The following is a 21,636-nucleotide window of genomic DNA, read 5'->3' as shown; positions in this document are numbered from 1 at the left end:
TATATGTTAAAACCTAAGGACAAGGTATAAAAAATGGCTAAAACTCAACTACAACACTTCATTAACGGCGAATATGTTGCTAGCAAAGGAAATGATTATTTCGACTTGGTAAGCCCAGTGACTGGTGAAGTTTATGCACAATCACCGAATGCAACCGAGGCAGAAGTTGATGCAGCTTATGCCGCTGCAAAAGAAGCATTTAAAATTTGGGGACGCAGTACACCTTCGACTCGTCAAAAAGCATTACTGAATTTAGCAGATGCTATTGAAGCAAATGCTGATCGTTTGATTGAAGCGCAAAGTCGTAATACGGGTCAGTTAAAACATTTAATCGCATCTGAGGAAGTAGGTGCATCAGCAGATCAGGTTCGTTTCTTTGCAGGTGCTGCTCGCCTACTCAATGGCACTGCTTCAGGTGAATATTTAGAAGGTTTAACCTCTTCTATTCGCCGCGAACCTGTCGGTGTAGTTGGACAAGTTACACCTTGGAACTATCCACTCATGATGGCTGTTTGGAAAATTGCTCCAGCTTTAGCCGCAGGTAACACAGTAGTACTTAAACCAAGTGATACTACGCCTGAAAGTACGCTTTTACTGGCAGAAATTGCTGCACCATTTTTCCCTAAAGGTGCATTTAACGTAGTGTTAGGTCAAGCTCAGGTGGGTTCAAAAGTTGTATCACATAAAACCCCTGCACTTGTTTCGATTACAGGCTCAGTTCGTGCGGGATTACAAGTTGCAGCTTCTGCCGCAGCAAATCTGGCGAAAGCGCATCTTGAGCTGGGTGGTAAAGCGCCTGTAGTGGTTTTTGAAGATGCTGACCTCGATAAAGCAGTTGAAATGATTGCATTAACGGGCTATTTCAACGCAGGCCAAGACTGTACTGCAGCAACACGTGTCATTGTGGCTGAATCTGTTCATGATGAATTTTTAAGCAAGTTGGTTGAAGCTGCAAAAAATACCCGTTTTGGTGAACCCGATGATCAAGACGCGCTTTATGGCCCACTTAACAATGCCAACCAATTGAAAAACGTTAAAGCGTTTATCGACAACTTACCTGCTCACGCTAAAGTTGAAACGGGCGGGAAACAGGCAGACCGTCCAGGCTTCTATTTTGAACCGACTGTTATTAGTGGCTTAAAACAACACGACGAAGCAATTCAAAATGAAATTTTTGGACCAGTGATTACCGTTCAAAAATTTACAGATGAAAATGATGCGATTGAAAAAGCCAACGATGTTGAATATGGCCTAGCTTCAAGTGTTTGGACCAAAGACCATGCCCGCGCAACTCGTCTGTCTCGTGAACTCGATTTCGGTACAGTTTGGATTAACACCCATATTCCTTTAACCGCAGAAATGCCACACGGCGGTTTCAAAAAATCAGGTTACGGTAAAGATTTATCTGGCTATGGTTTTGAAGAATATACTCGCGTTAAACATGTGATGAGTTCAAACGAATAATAACAATGAGTTTTGAAAGGAGATCAAAATGAATAAACAAGAAATGAAAGACTTGGTGACTAAAGCCCATCACGAGCTCTTTAATTTGCACGACACCACTGCTTTGGACCGTTATTTTTCTGAAGACTTTATAGAGCACTCACCACTCGTTGCAAATGGCATTTCAGGCCTTCGCCAATTGGTAGAAGACTGCCCCGACATGCAACATGAAGCTGTGCGTGTATTGGCAGATGGTGACTTGGTTGCAATTCATGGCCGCTTTCAAGGATTAGATGAAAACCCTTTAGTCGGTTTTGATATTTACCGAGTGAAAGATGGCAAAATTGTGGAACATTGGGATGGTCTGGTGGCAGAAGCTGCACCCAATGTGAGTGGTAGAACCCAACTAGATGGTCCGACTGAAATCGTCACTCACCATGATCCAGAGAAAAATCGTGAGATTGTGACCTCGTTCTTTAAGAAGTCATTAATTGATGGCAATTATGAGGCATTTAAAGAATACACTCACGACGATCAGTTCATTCAACATAGTCCAGACATTGGCGATGGTGTTAAAGCAGTCATTGATTTTTTGAACAATATCCGTAATGAAGGACAAGGTTTGGTATACTCCAAAACGCATCGCTCCATTGCTGATGGTCAATTTGTCTTGACACATTCCGAAGGAAGTATTGCCGGAAATCGACATGCCTATTTTGAATTATGGCGAGTCGATAATGGCAAAATTGTTGAACTTTGGGATGCAATACCAGCTGTGCCTGAAGATGAACAGGCAGTCCATCAATATGGCGTGTTTTAATCATTTATCCGTTTCATTAAGCTAAGTCTCTGACTTAGCTTTTAGAGAATTCGCCATGTCAGCATATACGATAATTTTTGCACCTATCGCTCAGGCAACTCGATCGGAACAAGTTGTAGAACGCTTGGAAAATGCAATTATCTCTGGATTGCTCAAAAGCAATGAACAGCTTCCTAACGAGGCGGATCTAGCTCGCTTAATGGGAGTGTCACCCATTACAGTCCGTGAAGCTTTAAATACTTTACGCGTAAAAGGTTTAATTGATACACGACGCGGGCGAAACGGCGGAAGCTTTGTTTGCGAGTTACCTTCCGATTTACTCTTAAATAAGCACCCTCTGCGTCAAGCTTCCAATGAATATCTAGCTGATTTAGGCGAGTTTCATAGTGCAATTTTAAGTCATGGTGCATATTTGGCAGCACAAAGAACTACTGAATATGAACTGGGTAAAATCAAAGAGCTTATTGATCAATTTGAACAGGCCGTTGAACCAGACACACGTGCCCAACTTGATTTACGTTGTTTGTTAACACTTACCTCTTTTGCTCAATCAGCTCGACTGGCAAATCAAGAGTTAACCATACAAGCCGAATGGGCACCGCTCATTGCTGTGCTTTATCAAGATGATCAATTTCATCAATTGGTGGTCGCACAATACCACCAACTTTTATCATCTTTTGTTCAAGGCAATGAAGATGATGCTGTTATTCAAGCGCGAAAAATCATTTCGATGCTAACAGACCAAATGCTTCGATATAAGTTATCTATTGAATAAAAACAATAAAGTAGAGCACTTATAAAATATCGAGTGAGAAATACGGAATTTTAGGAGTTATAGGAATGACCCAACATTTAGATATAGAAGAGCTTCAAAATTTGTTAAAGACGGTGGTTGAAGAAACGACAGCCATTACAGAAAAGCTAGCAACTAAAGCGAGCAAAATTCTTTCAAAACATGAACCTGAAAAAACAAAAGACATTAAGCTTTCAGGTTCAGAGCGCTCAGCTTTGCAAAAGGAAATTAAAAAGGCCTTACAGGAAAGCCATTACAGTCAGGGTATTGGTTTTGCAAGTTATAGCCCTGCAACGCAAGAAGAGCAAGATTATTGGACACTCGAATGGTGGTATAAAAAAGAAGATCAGTTGCAACAAGCCAAACTTGAAAACTATCAAAATGCTCAGCGCTTTTTAGATTTTCGCTCTTTTGAATGGTTCCATAAACCTGCTCAAAATAAGAGTCCGTGCATTCATGGGCCTTATGTTGACTACATTTGCAATGGTGCATACACCATCACCCTTGCCCATCCGGTCATGATTCGTGATCAATTTATCGGTGTGATTGCTACCGATATTTTAGTTTCTGCACTCGAAAAAATTCTTATGCCCAAGCTTAGAAACATTAAACAAAAAGCAATTGTGATTAACGACTCTTCTCGAGTGATTACTTCAAATGACATCACCATCAGAACAGGCACATTATTTAAAGGCCAAAGTCCCGAGCAGGTTCTCTCACGACCGTGTCAATCTTTTCAATTGGTCGTGATCTAGAGTTATATCAAAGATATAAGTATTTGATCTTGCTTTAGGGCATCACCAAGGCGAAACAGCCACCCACTTTTGTACAAACTTTCTCCAAATAGACGTGTTTATTCAAGTCTAGGGGAAGTTTTGGCTCAAAAATAGCATCGCTTTTCCGGATGAAAAGCAAAACAACGAATTTGAGGTTGAAATGACATGGAAAATAAAACGTCTTCCTTAAAAAAACTGTCACTTTGGCAAGTCACGATTATTGGTATTGCCTACATGACCCCTATGACGGTGTTTGATACTTTCGGTATTGTCTCTGGAATTACCAATGGACACGTACCACTGGCATATTTACTCGCACTTGGCGCCATGCTACTCACCGCTTGGAGCTATGCAAGGTTTAGTCAAAATTCAGAAAAATCAGGCTCGGCATATAGTTATACCGCTGAAAGTTTAGGGCCTAAAAGTGGTTTTTTTGTCGGTTGGTGTTCGCTACTCGACTATTTGTTATTACCCCTCATTAATGTTTTGCTAGCTGCGATTTATCTCACAGCCCTTATCCCAAGCCTGCCTTACTGGTTCTGGGTGCTTGTATCAGCAAGCCTAGTCACTTTAGTGAATTGTTTCCGCATTCGATTACTCGCCAATTTAAGCCTGTTGTTTGTATTTGCCCCTATCATACTCATGGTCATTTTTGTTTATTTAGTGATTAAGGGTATTGGCTCGACTCAAGGTTATGAGCATGTGCTTACTTTGGCGCCACTTTGGCACGAGCACCAATCTTTACTCCCCCTCGTTGCGGGTGCCTCAGTTTTGTGCTTTTCATTTTTAGGTTTTGATGCGGTTACCACGCTTTCTAATGAAACCAAACAACCCACCAAAAATATTCCCCGCGCAGTCATGTTAACGACTCTTGCAGGTGGACTGATTTTCTTCACAGCAGCTTGGTTTATTCAACTTTATTTTCCAAACAATCTACGCTTTCAGCATCCATCTGAAGCATTGCCTGAAATTGTGCTTTACGTGGGTGGTGCTTTTTTCCAATCTGTATTCTTATGCGGACAAATTATGAACACTGTCGCCTCTGGCCTTGCCTCTCATGCCAGTGCTTCACGTTTACTGTATATAATGGGTACCGATAATATTTTCCCTAAAAAGTATTTTGGGACAATTCATATCTCATTAGGTACACCATTTTTTTCGGTTTTGTTTGTTGGTCTTATTTCAATGTCCGCGGTTTTTCTAGATTTAGCCCAAGTCGTAAGCCTCATCAGCTTTGGTGCCCTAGTCGCTTTTACAGCCGTAAATTTCTCTGTTTTTATGAAGTTTTATATTAAAGATAAACAGCGCGCAGGTTTTAAAAACAAATTTCTAAACCTATTTTTACCGCTTATCTCTGTAATCAGCATTATTTGCCTCTGGCTTAATCTTGACTCATCTTCACTGATTTTTGGATGTTTCTGGTTAGCTTTGGGCATTCTTTTATTTATCTATAAAACGATTAAAAAACAAAGTATTGCTATCAGTAATGCTTATTAATTTTTAAGGAACTTCGTCATGAAAATTATTTCTAAACCTCAACTTTTAAAAGACGTGGAATATAAACCAAGTAAATCTCTACAAGTGGGCAAAGAGTGGAGTTGGTTAAATCCAAAGCATGCAAAATTTGACGCAACAACTGTAGAAGGTGCATCGGCAGATAATCCAGCAAACTACTATGAAAGCTCACTTTCTGATTGGCATACTTTTGACAGTTTAAAAGCTGATATTGAATGTGATGTCGTGGTTATTGGCGGTGGTTTATTAGGTTCATCGAGTGCATTACATTTAGCTGAACAAGGCGTAGAGACTGTTTTATTAGAAAAAAATCGCATTGGTAGTGCAGCTTCTGGCCGAAATGGCGGACAACTTACTCCCGGTTTAGCTCGCTGGGAAGCTCAAGAAATGGCCGATCGCTTAGGCTATGAAGATGCCAAAAAACTCTGGCATTTTACCTCTACAGAAGCGATGCAACTCATTGATGACATCTCGGAAAAATACCAACTTAACTTTGACCGAAAATATGGTCACATTACTGCCGCCGTTCATGAAGGACATTTAGTTGGCTTAACACAAGGCGCCGACGCACGAAAATATTTAGGTGAAGACCATACCCGCATTGTGGGTAAACATGAACTCATGGACTATATTAAGTCGGATTACTATACAGGTGGCTTAATTGATGAGTTGGGGGGACAAATCCATCCTTTAGCTTTGAACCGTGGCTTAATTTATGGCTTTTGCCAAAACGGCGGTTCTGTCTATGAACAAACAGAAGTCATTTCAATAGAAGAAAAACCAGATGGTATTTATGTTCAAACTGCAAATGCTGTCGTGAAAGCTAAAAAGTCTGTAGTTTTAGCAGTACACCATGCTTCGTTTAAACTTTTATCAGAGCAAAACAATACCACTATTCCGTTTTATACTTATGTTGCGACGACTGCCCCGCTAGAGCTTGATACGAAAGAGCTACTGCCATTTGGGCATCCAGTTTATGACACTCAGTTCCAAATTGATTACTATCGCCCCGTATTTAACAACCGCTTATTGTTTGGTGGCCAAGGCACTGGCACATGCTGGGGACCAGAGAAAACATTAAATTATCTAGAACATCGAATTCACACTGTTTTCCCTCAAATTAAAAATCTAGAGATGGATTTTGTCTGGAGTGGCACGACCGATTTAACCGTAAATGGTGCAGTCGATAGCCGTAAGTTTGGCAATAAATTCCCCATTTATGCTGTTCATGGTTGGAGTGGTCACGGCGTTGCTCAGACGGTACGTATTGGTAAAGCCATCGCGAATGACTTTGTTGGGCAATCTAACGACTTCGAAATGTTATCTAAAATTGATCATCAAAATATTATTTTTGGTCGTACCCTTGCACCCGTGGTTATTCCACTCGCAAAAAGTATGTATGGCATTGGCGCAATGATTAATCCGGGCAAAATGGTATCTTTCTAATTTATTAAAATAACTGATTTCAAAAAGGGATCCGTATAGCTTTGTACGGATCCTTTTTATTTAGCTGAGTAAAATCCTTTTCAAACTAGGTTATCCCTACCCAATCTATTACAATAGCGCCAGCTTTTTTATTCAGCGCATATATTTTGAGCAATTCATCTTCCCAATTAAAACGCGGACTTAAAAATCGCCATATCCAGTTGATCGCTATGGGTGGTGCTGTCGGGACAGGTTTATTTTTAGGCTCTGCACAAGTCATCCAGTCTGCTGGTCCTTCTATTATTTTAGGTTATGCCATTGTCGGTTTGGTCGCATTTTTAATTATGCGCCAAATGGGTGAAATGATCGTAGAAGAACCTGTGGTTGGTTCCTTTAGTTACTTTGCACAAAAATATTGGGGGAAATTCCCTGGTTTTTTATCGGGCTGGAACTATTGGGTGGTTTATATTCTGGTCGCGATGACCGAACTGACAGCAGTTGCTAAATATGTGCATTACTGGTGGCCCCACATTCCTGCTTGGATATCAGCCTTATTTTTCTTTGTTTTGGTCACATGTTTGAACTTAGGCAACGTTAAATTTTATGGCGAATCTGAGTTTTGGTTAGCTATTATTAAAGTTGCGGCGGTCATTGCCATGATCGTGTTTGGCTTATATTTATTGCTTACCGCGGGTAATGACTCTATCGCTAGCTTCTCAAACTTATGGCAGCATGGCGGATTTTTCCCGCATGGGTTCTCGGGCCTATTTTATATGCTCGCCTTTTTAATGTTTGCTTTTGGTGGTATTGAACTGATTGGAATGACTGCCGCTGAAGCCGAAAATCCAGAAAAAAGCATTCCACAAGCCATTAACCAAGTCATCTTTCGAATCTTGGTTTTCTATGTGGCTTCGCTTGCTATCATCATGTCGCTCATTCCGTGGAATCAGCTTGACCTCGGTGGTTTAGATAAAAGTCCATTTGTGATGATTTTTAGCCAGCTTGGTATTGGTTGGGCAGCACATTTGCTTAACTTTATTATTTTAACAGCCGCACTGTCAGTTTATAACAGCGGTATGTATGCAAACAGCCGTATGTTATATGGCCTAGCAGTACAAGGCCATGCATCCAAAATTTTTACAAAAGTCAGTAAACAAGGGGTTCCAACGCCTGCTGTTATCTTTTCTTCTATCCTAATTTTTGGTTGTGTATTACTGAATTATTTTATCCCAGAAGAAGCTTTAAGCTATCTCATGTACATGGCCGTGGCTGCACTAGTTTTAAACTGGGCAATTATTAGCTTTACACATTTAAAGTTTAAACGTGCGATGAAACTTGAAAATAAAGTTGCCAAGTTCCCTGCATTATTTTCACCTTTAAGTAACTATATTGTTTTGATTTTTATTGGGATGATTTTATATATCATGTGGACTCAAGGGTTTGAAAAATCAGTGATTTTAATTCCAATTTGGATTGCATTCATGTTTGGATTATATAAATTTTTGAGTTGGAAAAAATCACTCTAATCTTCAAAGAAGGCTTATTCAAACAGAATAAGCCTTTTATCATTTACCAGCTTGTCACCCTAAGCAACTTCAGAAAATCTATTCAAAAAACCATTCACATTCTATTCATCATTATTGAATAGTTCTCTGCTGGCCACATTGATATGTAACCCTTAGTCATTCTAAACATTGGTATTTAATGAGATAATTATTAAAGTACAAGTGTTTACATGATCTATAAATATTTGTGTCAATGTTCAGCTAAAATCAAAACAGACCAGTTTATTGTTATGATCACTCAATAGGCAAAAGATACTGTATCGCAAGACAGGTTCTTTACCCACTGCACTGATTTAGCCGTCAACTGTGTCACTCAATGATGAAAGACAGGAAATTTTATGGAAAAAGCTCTGCAATGTCCTAAGTGTGGTTCTACAGAAATTGAAGCACGTGACCATGACAAATTACTTAGAACAACTGGCGGTGTTTTACTTACAGCTGCCGGTACAACGGCAGGCACTGTAGGTGGTGCTGCGACTGGCGCGACTGTTGGAGCAGCTATTGGTACTGTTGCTGGTCCTTTAGGTGTAATTGTTGGCGGAACTGTAGGGACTTTTGTTGGTGCCATTAGTGCAGGAATTACTGGCGGTGTAGTTGGTAATATTTTTGGTAAGAAAGCTGGCGTAATAATCGACAAGAATATTTTTCAAGATTATCGCTGTCTAAAATGTAAATACCGTTTTAAGCAAAAGAAGTAATTTAAATTAAATAGGAGAACTAGTTGCTCTAGCTCTCCTACCACCATAAACACCATCAAGACCCTACACATACAAGCCTTAATTTTTCAAGGATGAGAAAGTTTTCGACTGCAATCTGACTCTTATTGAGTTAACTGGCTGCTTTAAAGTCCTGCTGAGCTTTTTGGTATTCATCAAAAAGCTGTTCTTGCTTAACATCTTGACGACCTACACTGCATACAGCTTTATCTTCAGCGACTTTTTGATCTACCTCTTTCCCTTTTCCACTTCGACGAGATTCGTAAACTGTTCTTTGTCGGAAGTAACTAAATGGTTCTGCATTACTAATAAAACCATATTTGGAGTCATGTATATAATTCTGATAAAAGTCCATAATTTCTGAGCTTGCTCCTTTTCTCCAGCTTGCAAACTCCCAATCATCAATACCCAAGTAAAACTCATAAGCTTTCGAAACAGGTGATAATAATCTAAAAATATTAATTCCCCCTGTTTTATTTGGAGCAGTGAGTTTCTGCAGTTTTTCTAAACGGCTAATCTCAGTTGCCATATCTGACGGGCCAATTGGAATATATTCACGAATTTTATTCTCATTACGCGCTTGCTGACTTACAGAAACAATTTTCTTTTTAGCTAAAGCTCCATAAGCCGCATAATAGACTTTCATTGTAGAAATAATCTGGTCTTGAATTTTTCCAGCAGAGGGGATCTCTGCTTTTACAGCATTATATAGACGCTGTGTTTCATCCTGAATTTCAAACTGTTCTTTGAATATTTTAACATGTTTTTCCTTTAGTTGATTATAGTCAAACATCCGAACGCCTGCATTCACAGCTTCTTCCAACATGTCTTTAAGCGGAATACGAGCATAGTTATCATTTACATTTTGGCTTCCAGGAGCATAACCTCCTCCTACATCCGAATGCATACCCGGATAGACAATTTCTTTCCAGTTAGAGTTCGCAATTTCACCATTTTCTTTATGAATTAAGTCAACAGGAAAAGCAAAACGCTGTTCATTTCCTGCAATATAATGAACACACATTTTTACCCGTTCATCAATAACCATATCGCGACCATCAAAGGTTAGATTATTATTTAAGTTAGTTGCAGGTAAACCAAAAGAAGCGACGGTATCGAATATCCCCATAAATTTAAATTCGATAGGGTATTTCCCTGTACCATAAGTTAAACCATTGCAATCAGATTCACATTGCCACATAAACTGATTAGTAAAAGCACGTGCTAAAGCAGCGCCACGAGAAAAACCAAAAATAGAAATATTAATTTTTTTGATGAGCCGATGTTGACTTAAACTTTTATCGACTTCAGCAAAACTAGAAACTTTCTTTTCATTGGCATATTTATTCGTATCTATTTCTGCTTTTTTTGCATTCATAATCATGACTTGCTTTAAAGCATCATTGAGTTGAACCTCACCATAATCAAGACGTCGAGTGCCTCCTGTTCCTGCAGCAAGCCCCAAACCACCATGATCTTGAATCATAGCAAGTGCACGTTGAAAAATACTCAACTGACCATTAAAACGTGTTCCTACCCCGGATACATAGATTGCATAATTATTTTGTATGTTACTCGGACTCTTCTTTGCCTCATCTAAAGCAAATTCGATTCCATTTCTCCATAATCGTGCAGGATTTGACCATTTCTTTAATTCTTCATCAGCATCTTTATTATTGCCTGTGCCATCAAAAAAAACTGAAATATGGACTACATCTGAACAATCCTGTTTTGCATTAGGTGGAGTATTAGAAACTTCACTATTGGTTTCTATAGTCCGTTTTATCATCGTTTTCTTAAACATAAATTGGTCTCATTTTTATTATTTTTTTAGTTGATTTAACCATTTTATCCCTTTTTCAGTTGGATTGGGCCAATTATTAGATGTAGTAACTTCTACAGTATCATCTGGATATAAGTGTACCGCTAAATACTTCATTCCTTTCAAGTCTTCTTTAGTTAAAGTGACCTGATTTTTTGCTCGGTGTAATTTATCACTATTAGATTCTTCCCATGTAATAACCTGTGGGCCGAATTTTACAGGAGAGGTATTCATACCTCCTCCAAAACCTCCACCTATTTCATGTCCATTAAGCTTTACCATATACGCATTATAGCTTGGATCATAATGAAAAGAGGTCGTACCCATATAGTATGTTGCATTTGGGCCGATACCAGCACAACCCGCAGCACTGAATACGAAACTTATCGGTAAGAGTAAAAACTTTTTCAGATTCATGCTATTTCCTCATTTCTTCTTGCTAACTTAGACCTTTTGCAGTTGAACTTGGTCAATTGTTAGATGTAGTAATTTCTACTGTATCATTAGGATATAAATATGCAGATAAATATTGACATCCTTGAACTCCCTACCATCACTTAAATTTGTCCATACATCCAATTACAACCAGTTAAAATTACTGGTATAGCAAGTAAAATAAATAGTATTCTATATTTCATTATTTCTCTCCATTTAGAACTCTTATTAATTTATTTCAATAAAAGTATATTAGCGATGATTAAAAAATTAATTATCCAGCTTCAGACATTAAGCTATTCATAATCTGATCCATTGTTAGCTTTTTATCTTTCAGATTATTTAATAAATACTGTAGTTTATGGTCTGACTCAAACTGGACTCCGTACATCAATTTTAGGCAGATAAAATTTAAAATATCGCGAGTACCAGATAAACAGTAATCTCTTGCTTCAGGGATGCTTTCAATTACAAATTCATATAATGACTTATCATCAATTTTATCAACCAAAAATGAGTTATTTAGTTTGAGGTAATAAATTAGATTGTCAGGAAAAGTTGCCTCTACCATCATTTCTTCTTGCTCCACCGTAAAATGTAAAGGCTTTTCGATGGGTGGAAGCACTTCAACGCGCTCATTCAATCCAAATATACTTTGCAGATTACTTAAGCGATCCCAATACCACCAGCTTTGAATAGGTTTTAGTAAAGCTTCGATTTGCTGAGGATTAAAAACAGGGCCTTGTACATATAAAGTTTTATCAGCTTTGTGCCCAACTAATGTCGCCAAGATAGCAGGATCCCAAAATGCCAGCATCATTTCTAGACCACCATCAAATTCAATATCTAAAAAATTTCTTAAATGTTTGTAAAGATAATCAAAAGTTAAAGGCGTAATAATAATTGTCATTTTAGTTGTGCCAGCAACATTGCTTTCAATCCACTCCCACTCAAGTGACGTAAAATTTTTAGGTAGCTGAATTAAATGTGGAGAAATCTCTTTAGCTTTTTCACCACTAGCTTCTTTGAGTAGACATTTTTGACGTAAATGCTCTAAAACCTTTAAAAACTTTTTATCTTGGGCTGCATCAGCGATTGCATAAATATTTAATCCAATTTGATCAAGCGGATACTTTTCAAAAGTTTTAAACAAAAATTGGAGACTTTGATTATCTATCATTTACATTCTATCTCCTTTATTGATGAAAGCTCCACGTTGTGCTGCGCGTCGAGCAAGACATTCCCAACAAATATTATTTGGAAATATCGGAAGCGTTGGGCTTTCACTTGCACCTGTTGTAAAGAGATGTTGACCTGCTTTAGCAGTAAACTTATTTGGAGTAATCACCGTAACGCCATCACCATTAATTTTTAGAGCGCTATCTTTTGCTTTAAATACAATTTCAGTTGGACTATGGATTTCTACTTTACCTTCAGAGGATGTTATTTTTACATCGAGTCTTGCAGAAACATCTAATAAATTATCTTGCGATTGCAGATCAAATTTCCCTTTTGCTGCATAAATTTTTAAATCTTCCTCACCTGCAAACAGACTTACTTTTTTCTTAGCATTTAAAATTAGATGTTCATCTGTACTGACATTAATGGATTGCCCACTGCCAACTGTTACACTATCCAAAGCATTAATATGTATATCTTTTCCAGAAACTAAAGAAATACTATCTGGGGAAGCTAATAACATTAAAGCTTCTTTAGTCGCTTTTAAGTCAGACCACTGAGATTCGATCGTTTTAATATACTGATTAATATTTTCAAGCATGTCAGCAGCTTCTGCTTTCTGTTTCACAGCATATTCAGATAAAGCTTTCATACTTTCTAAACTTTCTGTGAAGTTTTGAACTGCTTCTTTTGCCTCTAAATGTATACCCGTTGCATTATTCTGAACAAATGTTGAGATATATAATCCTTTACTTCGGATTGCACCTGCACGATCCGTTCTTAATTCAAATCCCTCACCACGCCCCTCACTCGTCGCACTTTCTTTAGGATGACTCAAATTCCCCAAATTAAGCTGAGAGGAACCGTGACTGCTATGTAACTGAGCACTAATCTGCCCTGTCGTATCATCAAAACGGAGTTGATTATACCCACTGCCGTCAACCTCTTTTGAACGAATACCACTCAGTTTTTTTGTGTCAGGTAATTGCCCTTTAATATCAAACTTCGTTGGTGAACGCTGCGCCTCATGGATGCGTCCCGTCACAAAAGGGCGGTCAATGTTGCCATCAAAAAAATCAATCACTACGATTTCATCTTTACGCGGTAAAAAACGTGCCCCATAGCCTTCACCAGCCCATGGAGTAAGGACATCTACCCAAGCCGAATCTGTATCACTATTATTGGCCCCCGCACCACCATCATGGGAATGGTCATCGGTACGTGTGAATAAGAATCTGACTTTTATTCGCCCCCATTCATCCACATGAATTTCTTCACCATCACTAACCACTTTGGCACGTTGGACATGGGCAACGGGGCGATGCTTCAATGGATCATATTCAGGGACAACGTTAATATTTCTGCGAACAACTACAAATTCATTGGCCTGGCGCTCTTGTTCGCTGTCTTTACTGTTTTGCCAGTGACTTAAGGTCAATAGTTTTTCTACTTGGTCTTGAATATCTTTGGGTAGGTTATTTTGATTATAAAAGTACTTATTAAGGATTAAAAACTCTTTATCTTGCTGACTATGATTTTTTTCTAATTCTGGATAGTCAATCAATTGGAACCAATAACCGACTTGAGTGTCACGTACACTACTATGTGCAGTAAAATACTTGGCTTGTAATGCCTGATATTGGTTTAAGTGCATATTCAGTTTTTCTAACTGAGAATTACTTGAAGCGGTGGCTTGATCCTCTCCTTTAAGATCGCTTATCCAAGCAGGAGATATATTCCACGCCTGTTCCAGACTTAAGCTTTCATTGTCTCGCTGAGTGCTGTGTTGATGTGAGCTGACCACTGATCCACTGGCATCTTCTTGACTTAGACTATCAGCTTGCCAACGTTGTACATGGATAGCGGTTGGTTGTAACTGTCGCTGAGCAATAAAACTAGTGATACTGTCATATTGTTCAGTCGCATTTGAACGGTGATAACGGATGGTTCTGCGTTCGAGCGATTGAAACTGAGCATTATCATCAATTAAACGTAGTTTTTGTGCCTCAATACTTTGGCTATTACTTGCTACAAGATAACTCGCCTCATCCACAAGCCAGTTAATCGATTCTTCACGCATTATTCGAGTTAAATATGCATAGTCACTTTCATTCGACTGCATGGAAAAAGGGCGTACATCATATGTTTTGGTTAAACCGGTCGTATCTAACTGTAAACTTGACGCAAATAACGGACTTTTACTCTGCCATTCCTTAAAGATGACTTCGATAATGTCCACAACGCTTTTATTCATAAACACACGACTATTACGTCGTTTATGCCATAAGCTAGTAGCGTCCTGCATAGTCAAGCGATATAAACTAAAAGCACCATCGCTTTGACCTTGGCTAGCACCAGTAACAATACCCGTAGTTCTAAAAAGCTGACCTGCATCTGTTACTTGATCAACTGCAACCTGACATCCAATAAATTGTTTTAATTCAATATATGGGTTTGTAGATAAACAAATAAGCTCTGCCGATAGTCCATCATTAATACCATGATAGCCATCAATACGTTGCAACATAATCTGTGAATTAAGCTCAGTATTTGAAAACTGGATACTAATCGCACGTTTTTGAGCGCCAAATCCTATTTTTTCCAAAATACCAAAGATATTATTCAACATTATGATGCAAACCTTATTATTAATTAAACAAGTCTAACAGAATGATAAGTCTGTCTCAATTTAGGGTATTTCATGTTTTGTTTATATTAGTATCTTTTCCCTATCATCTTCTCACTTCCTTTATTGAAATCTAAACTGAACTTAAATTTTAAAACAAAATATTTACAACCAATCTCAGTGGAGAGAAACAATAAAATCAGTGACTTACTTTACATTATTAAGAGGATATGAAAAAATTATTACCTCATATAACATCTGAAAGTTAAAATGAAAAAAATATTATTTTTAAGTTTAGTAAGTGTCCTTAGCTCATATACTTTTGCTGAAGACAATAGTTCAATTTACCGCGGACTAGGCACTGGTACTAAAGATTTTTTAAAGTTTGAAATACTCAAAAAACAAGGCTTTATAGCAAAGAAAGCAACTATTTCAAGGGCAGATTATAATGATATATACAAACTGAAAAAGCCTTATCAATTTATGGGACAAAATGTTGTATTAATCTCAGATGAATATATGTCTGAATATGTGGGCTGTTGCGTTAGTGAAGGTTGGGGCGCGGTATTTAAACAAATCTCTAATTTGAAATTAATTGAACATTTTGCAAAAACTAATCAATGCAAAATCTCTCCTATAGAACAGGACAGTGATTACTATGGATTTAAAATCCGTTCATTACCCAAAGGTAATTACTATGAATTATCATGCCGCGAACGCGATTTAGATGAATCCCAATAAATCGAAGTTAAATTCTAAAAATAAAAAGCCAAACTAGTAAGTTTGGCTAGAAGAATCGAACGGCTATAAACTATATTAAAGAGGAATCGCCTTTGATGCGACTTTTACCAAAGTTCCTCCACCTGGAACAACCGTACTAGCTAATTCTGCCGAAAGTTCTACTAAATTCTCTTTAGTAAAAGCTTGATCAAAAGTATTCCGGAACCAACTTCCTTGTTCAATAACTTCTCCTGTAAGTCCATCAACCTCAATAACGCCAACTTTATCTGCATTAGACCAAATATATTCAAATGCATAAACTGGACGAAAATATAGGTACAGTTGAGTTATTTCCTCTGAATCTTCAATAATATTAGTTGCATGAACTTTTTGATTTTGTAGTTCCGATCTGACAATGCTAGTAATAGAGTCAAGAGATAGTAATGGTTGAAGTACATTATCAACTTCGACTTTATCTACCTCAGAAAGTTCAAACTTTCTAATATATTCCGCTAAATGAGATGATTTAAGCTCACGTTGCAAGCCATCAAAGTAATTTGAAAATTCTATTTTTCTGCTACAAACTTCTTTCATTTGCAATTCTATTTTGCCTTTATCCTGTTGACGTGTAACAGGATAATTTTTTTGTTCAGGATCTTCATAAACCTGAATTTGCTTCGCATGTGAATTATGTACAGGAATAGAATAAGTCACAACACAATCGTAATTAAGGTTACGCTCGCTTGAGACAAACCAAAATGGTTCATAACGTAATATATGATTTTTTAAATGTACTGTTTCTTCTGTGGGACGTTTTAAAAAGTTAAATTTTGCTAACATTCCAAAAGCATTAACCTTCTTCTTTTCAGCTTGTTGCTTTGCTGAATCAAATTCAAATATTTTCTTAAAAACAAATATTTTATGGTTTTCAGCCTTTACTTCTAATTTTGACATAATGATATCATTGCTATTAAAAAAAAATTTTAAATTATAGTTATTAAATTTCATAAAATAAATCATTAAGATTGTATATTTTATTTAAGCGTAAAATTGGATAAACTCCTAGTAAGTGCCAACTTATTTAAGAAATAGCACTATAACCCTATGAGAAAGCAAAGTTTATTAAAATATATTTAATCTCTTACACTCTAAGAAAATTACTTAAATAATCTGAATAAAACTTAACTTCAGGTTTTAATATTATACTTAAGATTTATAGGTAATATCCTTAATCCAATGATCTATTCATCGTGTCATCTAAGATAATCATTCATATTAGATAGAAAGTTTAAAAAATAATCCAACAACTTCTCCTTTTCACTAGCTTTATTTGGATCTAAAAGTTGGATGATTGCACCATCAATCATAAATAAAATCATGTTTGCATCAGGTTTTAAGCCACGACTTTCTAGACTAAATATCAAATCAAAAAGCTCTTTAAGTACCCATTTTCTATATTCAATCGCCATGCGGTAAGCTCGAGGATAAAGCGGTTTTAATTCAAAAATGGCTTTAAACAAAAGATGGTAATGGCTATTCACATCGACATGTAATCGAACAATTTCTTTGAGTTTATCGGCTGCGGTTGGGTAGCGGTGTGAGTAGACAATTGCCAGTACTTCTTCTTTGAGTCGGCTTTTTTGAAAGATTAAGCACATTTCAACAAGGCGTTCTTTCGAGTGGAAGTAGTTATAAAACGTGGCTTTTTGAATTTTGGATTTTTTGATAATCAGGTCTACGCCTGCATTATGAAATCCATGCGTGGTAAAAAGTTGGATAGCGGTTTGAACAACCTGTAATTTTTTGGAAGATATTTCTAAAGTTGGCATCGTTTTACCGTTATAAATTCTTGTTGTGTCTAAATGAGATAAAAAGCCTGTGCCCTTTCTGGGAGAAAAAAAGGCGCAGCAATGCCGTAAGACGGTGCTTGGCACATCTCAAGTTTTGTTTTGCTAAGTTTTAAGTAAAAATGACTTAAAGCCTGAAAACCTTATGGCATTCAAACTGCTTTAAATTTTTAAGTTGTGTCGTTATAGCTTTTGGCAAAGGCTGCCAAGAAATAATGAATGTGCAAAGCCAACTCCTTTTTTATTGGGAGTTCTGCCAAATCATTAAAATTATGGTGGCAGAACGAAAGGGGGTTCGCAGACTGGAAACAAAGGAACCAGCACACCCGAAGGTGTCCCCCTTCCGCCCTACCGTAGAGAAAAAGGGGGCGAACGAGTTCCCGACACACAAAATAAGAATTTTGCATATCGACTTTGTTTTCCCGGTCTGCGACAACCGACTGGCAATGTGGCCAGCATGCGAAGAATAGTATTCAACTCTCTTACAGTCAAGCACACAAAATGACATTTGTTTTAAATTAGACTATTAAAAAGTAAGGATAAATAATGAATGAGTTATTGTTAAAGTGGGGTTTATAACGGGATTGAAATTTATATAGATATATTAGTTTCAACAGGTAAGATTAGAATATAAAAAATAGTAAATGATGAAATTAATGATGTAGAAAGTTTTTCTTAGAATTACTACTAAATTTACAATCACAATAAGTTACCGATGCCATTAAACCTATTACTTATACTTCTCGTGATAAGCTTTCTGCTCCGAATAATTTAACAAAAAAGAGCTGATAAATTATTGCTTGCTTTTTATTCTATTTATTTCAATTTATAAAAAATATATAATATTCTCAATAGTTTTCTAATTATCTATTACATTCAATCAAGATCATATATTTTCAATAAAGAGAATAAAATGCAAGACCAAGCTTTAACCTCTCTTCCTCAAGATGTAAATGAGGATCAAAATATTACAACTCCACCAATTTCACATTCAGGAATTCATCATTTTAAATTTCATGGGAATGCCTCAGAATATTTTGGAATCTGGATCGTTAATATTCTTTTGACTATTATTACTTTAAGCTTATATGCGCCTTGGGCTAAAGTTCGTCGCTTACGCTATTTCTATGGCAATACAGAATTTTTTGAACGTCGCTTTGATTTTACAGGCATTCCAACCAAGATTTTGATTGGACGTTTAATTGCATTAGGAATTTACGTCGTATTTGCAATTTCATCACAGTATTCAATGATTGCGACTGTGGTTGGACTAGTTGCGCTATATGCAGCAGTACCTTGGCTAATTCGCGCTACTTTACGTTTTACGGCAAGAAATAGTAAGTTCGGCAACGCACGTTTTTATTTTGGTGGAACGATAAAAGAATCTTATAAAGTCTTTCTTTTAAGTATATTGGTATATATTTTCACTTTAGGAATCTTTACACCTGTAGCTATTTGGCTATATAAAAAATATTATCTTAACAACTTATATGCTGGCCAACTAAATTTTAAATTAAACGCGAAATGGTCTGCATATATGGCTGCAGTTTATATACCAGTTTTTATTGCAATTGGTATAATTGCTATTTTTTCAATCATTTACTTTGCTATGGCAGGAACAATTTCTGAGTTCTCACCAAACGCTATATTCTTCGGAATATTTACGGTATATGCATTTATTGGATTATTTATTTATCCATTAATTGCTGCTCGTATTTTTATTACGACATGGAACAATACTACAATTGGGAACAGTCAATTTAAAACAGACTGTAACCAATGGCGTTTCGCATGGATTGTAGCATCGAATTGGATTGTAAAAATCTTAACCATAGGTTTAATGTCTGCTTGGGCTGCTGTTCGTATTCATAAATACCAGATTGAATCGATGAGTTTAATTTTATTAGATGATCCAGATCAAATGATGAATCTAGCTCAGCAAGAACAAAGTGCTTTAGCTGAAGAAATCAGTGATATTTTTGATATCGACATCTCTTTATAATAATCTGAGTTTAATAATTTATGTCCCACGCAGTAGATATCACTTTCTATGATGGCCTAGTGTCTAAACCATACCCTGCTCAGATTTCAGCTCAATCTGAATCTGAAGTTCTAATTCGGTATGGTGAGCAATTAGAACTTCAGCGTCATTATCAATATACTGATATGAAATTGATTGGTGCGCTGGGACAGTTACACCCAGTAATTGAATTATCTGATGATGCACGAATTGAATTTCATAGTGCATTACCTGAATGGTTTAATTACTCAACTAAAAAGGTTCAACATTCGATCTGGAAATTTGAACGCTCTCCGGGTCTTATTCTTTTTAGTGTAATTTTTGTGATTACTTTTGCGATCAGTTTAGTCAAATGGGGGGTTCCAGCAACGTCCCATTATCTTGCTTTTCAATTACCTGAGAATACTTTAAAGAAACTAGGTGATGAAGCAGAGAATTATGTATTAAATAATTGGACTGCACCCAGCCAATTAGCACAAACTCAAAAAGATCAAATTACTAAACAGTATTTGAATACTGTTGCTGAAAACAAACCAGCTAAATTAGTCTTCCGTAAAGGCGATCAGTTAGGGGCTAATGCTGTAGCGCTACCCAATAATACGATTATCATCACAGATGAACTGATCAAATTGGCACATACGAATCAGGAAATCTTGGGCGTATTAGCCCATGAACAAGGCCATTTGGTTTATCGCCATAGTTTGCAACAAGGGTTAACGAGTTTAGGCCTAAGTATATTATATATTGCAATGACAGGAGATAATTCAGACTTATTTACGTCCTTACCTGCCGCTATGATTGGTGCAAATTACTCACGTAAATTTGAATCCGAAGCCGATCTATATGCTTTACAGTTAATGGATAAGAAGCATATAGAAGTCTCGCACTTTGCAAATTTCTTACAACGTTTAAGCGATACAACAGAAGAAGGTATCGATAAAAAGAATCAGGCCAACCCAGCAACTTCTCAAGAAGAATCTTCAGCTAATAAATTATCTACAGCTGTTCTTGATGCTTTATCCTCTCATCCTGCAACCGAAGAGCGTATTCGAATGGTTCATGATTTTGAGAAAAAACAGAAAGGTGCACAAAATAATTTATAGGTACACAGAGTCTATCTAGAAAATTTATGATCTTTAGGAAGTGGGGCATCACATGGTTGATCTGTCTTTACGTTGACCATTTTCACAGGTCCATCATTGTAGATTGTTACCTTGCAGCCTTTTACGACATATTCCTGTTGAATACCACCGTACATTTCATCCTCAGAAACAGCAGATGCAACATCACAAGCCTCATCAGCACGACATATAGCCTCTTGCCCACCAACCTCTACAGCTTCTGCTTCAGCCGCTTCCATTGCGTCTCCAGCACTCTCCTGTACTTCAGCACCTACAGCCTGTATCTTTGCTGCATATGTATTTGAAAGATTCATCATAAGAAAAATTGCAAGAAATAACTTACTACGGTGATTTATTAAATTCATGAACTATCCATATCTCTTAATTTAAATTTGGTACATATCAGTCAATTTTACTTTGCAAGTTAGTGATGCAAAGGGATTAGTATTATAAGGAGCTATTCTACCCATAATTATACATATAGCAGCAATAGTCGCCCCGAAAGAATTCATCAAACAATTACAAGATATTGACCCTTATGAGGGTGCGATTAACTACACAATATAAAATTAAACTGAAATCAAAATCTGTCTAACTCAATCCAAATTTTTATGTGGGGTAGAATGAGAGGTAAAATAATAGATATAAAAAAAAGCCCCTGCTTTAAACAGGGGCTTTTCGAATTTGGCGGAAGCGGTGAGATTCGAACTCACGGAGGACTCACACCCTCGTCGGTTTTCAAGACCGGTGCATTAAACCGCTCTGCCACGCTTCCATGTGCTTAAGAATACAAAGCTTATTCATTTTATTCAA

18 protein-coding genes and 1 tRNA gene are annotated in these 21,636 nt (G+C 37.1%); 11 read left to right on the top strand and 8 right to left on the bottom strand.

The features are described from left to right. Nucleotides 1–33: 33 nt before the first annotated feature. The 8 genes from RMA94_RS09770 to RMA94_RS09735 all read left to right on the top strand — a co-directional run bounded on the left by RMA94_RS09770 (nt 34) and on the right by RMA94_RS09735 (nt 9,035). Entirely contained in the window at nt 34–1,464 is a 1,431-nt protein-coding gene (locus RMA94_RS09770) for a gamma-aminobutyraldehyde dehydrogenase (RefSeq protein ID WP_002120548.1), read from the top strand. Between the two features lie 28 nt (nt 1,465–1,492). After that, on the top strand, nt 1,493–2,263 hold the full coding sequence (locus RMA94_RS09765) for a nuclear transport factor 2 family protein (RefSeq protein WP_016802970.1): 771 nt from the start codon (nt 1,493–1,495) through the stop codon (nt 2,261–2,263). A 55-nt stretch (nt 2,264–2,318) separates the two neighbouring features. Then, nucleotides 2,319–3,038 (top strand): FadR/GntR family transcriptional regulator, encoded by a 720-nt coding sequence (locus RMA94_RS09760; protein ID WP_001277426.1) that lies wholly within the window; start codon nt 2,319–2,321, stop codon nt 3,036–3,038. 65 nt (nt 3,039–3,103) lie between these two features. Further along, a complete protein-coding gene (locus tag RMA94_RS09755) occupies nt 3,104–3,811 on the top strand; it encodes a cache domain-containing protein (RefSeq protein ID WP_311082709.1) in 708 nt (235 codons plus the stop codon). 186 nt (nt 3,812–3,997) lie between these two features. Next, entirely contained in the window at nt 3,998–5,329 is a 1,332-nt protein-coding gene (locus tag RMA94_RS09750; RefSeq protein ID WP_002120563.1) for an APC family permease, read from the top strand. An 18-nt stretch (nt 5,330–5,347) separates the two neighbouring features. Beyond that, the gene (locus RMA94_RS09745) at nt 5,348–6,793 is read left to right on the top strand and encodes an FAD-binding oxidoreductase (RefSeq protein ID WP_044099646.1); all 1,446 of its coding nucleotides are present in this window, start codon (nt 5,348–5,350) and stop codon (nt 6,791–6,793) included. A 146-nt stretch (nt 6,794–6,939) separates the two neighbouring features. Next, nucleotides 6,940–8,298, top strand: a complete 1,359-nt coding sequence (locus tag RMA94_RS09740) for an amino acid permease (RefSeq protein ID WP_311082707.1) — start codon at nt 6,940–6,942, stop codon at nt 8,296–8,298. Nucleotides 8,299–8,675: 377 nt separating this feature from the next. Beyond that, complete coding sequence (locus RMA94_RS09735; RefSeq protein WP_002120526.1) at nt 8,676–9,035, top strand: hypothetical protein; 360 nt, start codon at nt 8,676–8,678, stop codon at nt 9,033–9,035. Between the two features lie 130 nt (nt 9,036–9,165). Here RMA94_RS09735 and RMA94_RS09730 read toward each other — a convergent pair whose 3' ends face one another. The 4 genes from RMA94_RS09730 to RMA94_RS09715 form a co-directional block, all read right to left on the bottom strand. After that, a complete protein-coding gene (locus tag RMA94_RS09730; protein ID WP_311082706.1) occupies nt 9,166–10,857 on the bottom strand; it encodes a DUF2235 domain-containing protein in 1,692 nt (563 codons plus the stop codon). 18 nt (nt 10,858–10,875) lie between these two features. After that, nucleotides 10,876–11,292, bottom strand: coding sequence for a hypothetical protein (locus tag RMA94_RS09725; RefSeq protein WP_130173945.1), 417 nt, complete (start codon nt 11,290–11,292; stop codon nt 10,876–10,878). Between the two features lie 292 nt (nt 11,293–11,584). After that, on the bottom strand, nt 11,585–12,490 hold the full coding sequence (locus tag RMA94_RS09720; protein ID WP_311082703.1) for a DUF4123 domain-containing protein: 906 nt from the start codon (nt 12,488–12,490) through the stop codon (nt 11,585–11,587). Then, nucleotides 12,491–15,118, bottom strand: a complete 2,628-nt coding sequence (locus RMA94_RS09715) for a type VI secretion system Vgr family protein (protein WP_311082701.1) — start codon at nt 15,116–15,118, stop codon at nt 12,491–12,493. Between the two features lie 267 nt (nt 15,119–15,385). On the opposite strand from RMA94_RS09715, the gene RMA94_RS09710 reads away from it, so the two are divergent. Then, nucleotides 15,386–15,856 carry a hypothetical protein gene (locus RMA94_RS09710; protein WP_032004098.1) on the top strand — a complete coding sequence of 157 codons (471 nt, stop codon included), beginning with the start codon at nt 15,386–15,388 and terminating at the stop codon, nt 15,854–15,856. A gap of 75 nt (nt 15,857–15,931) precedes the next feature. Here RMA94_RS09710 and RMA94_RS09705 read toward each other — a convergent pair whose 3' ends face one another. After that, on the bottom strand, nt 15,932–16,855 hold the full coding sequence (locus tag RMA94_RS09705; protein WP_311082699.1) for a hypothetical protein: 924 nt from the start codon (nt 16,853–16,855) through the stop codon (nt 15,932–15,934). 233 nt (nt 16,856–17,088) lie between these two features. Then, entirely contained in the window at nt 17,089–17,664 is a 576-nt protein-coding gene (locus RMA94_RS09700; protein WP_311082698.1) for a TetR/AcrR family transcriptional regulator, read from the bottom strand. Nucleotides 17,665–18,595: 931 nt separating this feature from the next. Here RMA94_RS09700 and RMA94_RS09695 point away from each other — a divergent pair. Further along, on the top strand, nt 18,596–19,684 hold the full coding sequence (locus RMA94_RS09695) for a YjgN family protein (protein ID WP_311082697.1): 1,089 nt from the start codon (nt 18,596–18,598) through the stop codon (nt 19,682–19,684). Nucleotides 19,685–19,704: 20 nt separating this feature from the next. Continuing rightward, nucleotides 19,705–20,805 carry a M48 family metallopeptidase gene (locus RMA94_RS09690; protein ID WP_069122590.1) on the top strand — a complete coding sequence of 367 codons (1,101 nt, stop codon included), beginning with the start codon at nt 19,705–19,707 and terminating at the stop codon, nt 20,803–20,805. A gap of 11 nt (nt 20,806–20,816) precedes the next feature. On the opposite strand, the gene RMA94_RS09685 is transcribed toward RMA94_RS09690, so the two are convergent. Both RMA94_RS09685 and RMA94_RS09680 read right to left on the bottom strand, forming a co-directional pair. After that, complete coding sequence (locus RMA94_RS09685; protein WP_208753495.1) at nt 20,817–21,140, bottom strand: hypothetical protein; 324 nt, start codon at nt 21,138–21,140, stop codon at nt 20,817–20,819. A 368-nt stretch (nt 21,141–21,508) separates the two neighbouring features. Continuing rightward, nucleotides 21,509–21,598 (bottom strand) — tRNA-Ser (locus RMA94_RS09680). Nucleotides 21,599–21,636: the final 38 nt, after the last annotated feature.

Origin of the sequence: Acinetobacter sp. V115_6 (genome assembly GCF_031799025.1) — a bacterium.
GTDB classification, from domain to species: domain Bacteria; phylum Pseudomonadota; class Gammaproteobacteria; order Pseudomonadales; family Moraxellaceae; genus Acinetobacter; species Acinetobacter pittii.
The sequence above is the reverse complement of the archived record's forward strand: the minus strand, read 5'-3'. Positions and strand labels throughout refer to the sequence as shown.

Excerpts from the sequence above, each read along its gene's own strand:
- RMA94_RS09770 (WP_002120548.1), top strand. The coding sequence starts at position 34 with ATGGCTAAAACTCAACTACAACACTTCATTAACGGCGAATATGTTGCT.
- RMA94_RS09765 (WP_016802970.1), top strand. The coding sequence starts at position 1,493 with ATGAATAAACAAGAAATGAAAGACTTGGTGACTAAAGCCCATCACGAG.
- RMA94_RS09760 (WP_001277426.1), top strand. The coding sequence starts at position 2,319 with ATGTCAGCATATACGATAATTTTTGCACCTATCGCTCAGGCAACTCGA.
- RMA94_RS09755 (WP_311082709.1), top strand. The coding sequence starts at position 3,104 with ATGACCCAACATTTAGATATAGAAGAGCTTCAAAATTTGTTAAAGACG.
- RMA94_RS09750 (WP_002120563.1), top strand. The coding sequence starts at position 3,998 with ATGGAAAATAAAACGTCTTCCTTAAAAAAACTGTCACTTTGGCAAGTC.
- RMA94_RS09745 (WP_044099646.1), top strand. The coding sequence starts at position 5,348 with ATGAAAATTATTTCTAAACCTCAACTTTTAAAAGACGTGGAATATAAA.
- RMA94_RS09735 (WP_002120526.1), top strand. The coding sequence starts at position 8,676 with ATGGAAAAAGCTCTGCAATGTCCTAAGTGTGGTTCTACAGAAATTGAA.
- RMA94_RS09730 (WP_311082706.1), bottom strand. The coding sequence starts at position 10,857 with ATGTTTAAGAAAACGATGATAAAACGGACTATAGAAACCAATAGTGAA.
- RMA94_RS09725 (WP_130173945.1), bottom strand. The coding sequence starts at position 11,292 with ATGAATCTGAAAAAGTTTTTACTCTTACCGATAAGTTTCGTATTCAGT.
- RMA94_RS09720 (WP_311082703.1), bottom strand. The coding sequence starts at position 12,490 with ATGATAGATAATCAAAGTCTCCAATTTTTGTTTAAAACTTTTGAAAAG.
- RMA94_RS09715 (WP_311082701.1), bottom strand. The coding sequence starts at position 15,118 with ATGTTGAATAATATCTTTGGTATTTTGGAAAAAATAGGATTTGGCGCT.
- RMA94_RS09710 (WP_032004098.1), top strand. The coding sequence starts at position 15,386 with ATGAAAAAAATATTATTTTTAAGTTTAGTAAGTGTCCTTAGCTCATAT.
- RMA94_RS09705 (WP_311082699.1), bottom strand. The coding sequence starts at position 16,855 with ATGATTTATTTTATGAAATTTAATAACTATAATTTAAAATTTTTTTTT.
- RMA94_RS09700 (WP_311082698.1), bottom strand. The coding sequence starts at position 17,664 with ATGCCAACTTTAGAAATATCTTCCAAAAAATTACAGGTTGTTCAAACC.
- RMA94_RS09695 (WP_311082697.1), top strand. The coding sequence starts at position 18,596 with ATGCAAGACCAAGCTTTAACCTCTCTTCCTCAAGATGTAAATGAGGAT.
- RMA94_RS09690 (WP_069122590.1), top strand. The coding sequence starts at position 19,705 with ATGTCCCACGCAGTAGATATCACTTTCTATGATGGCCTAGTGTCTAAA.
- RMA94_RS09685 (WP_208753495.1), bottom strand. The coding sequence starts at position 21,140 with ATGATGAATCTTTCAAATACATATGCAGCAAAGATACAGGCTGTAGGT.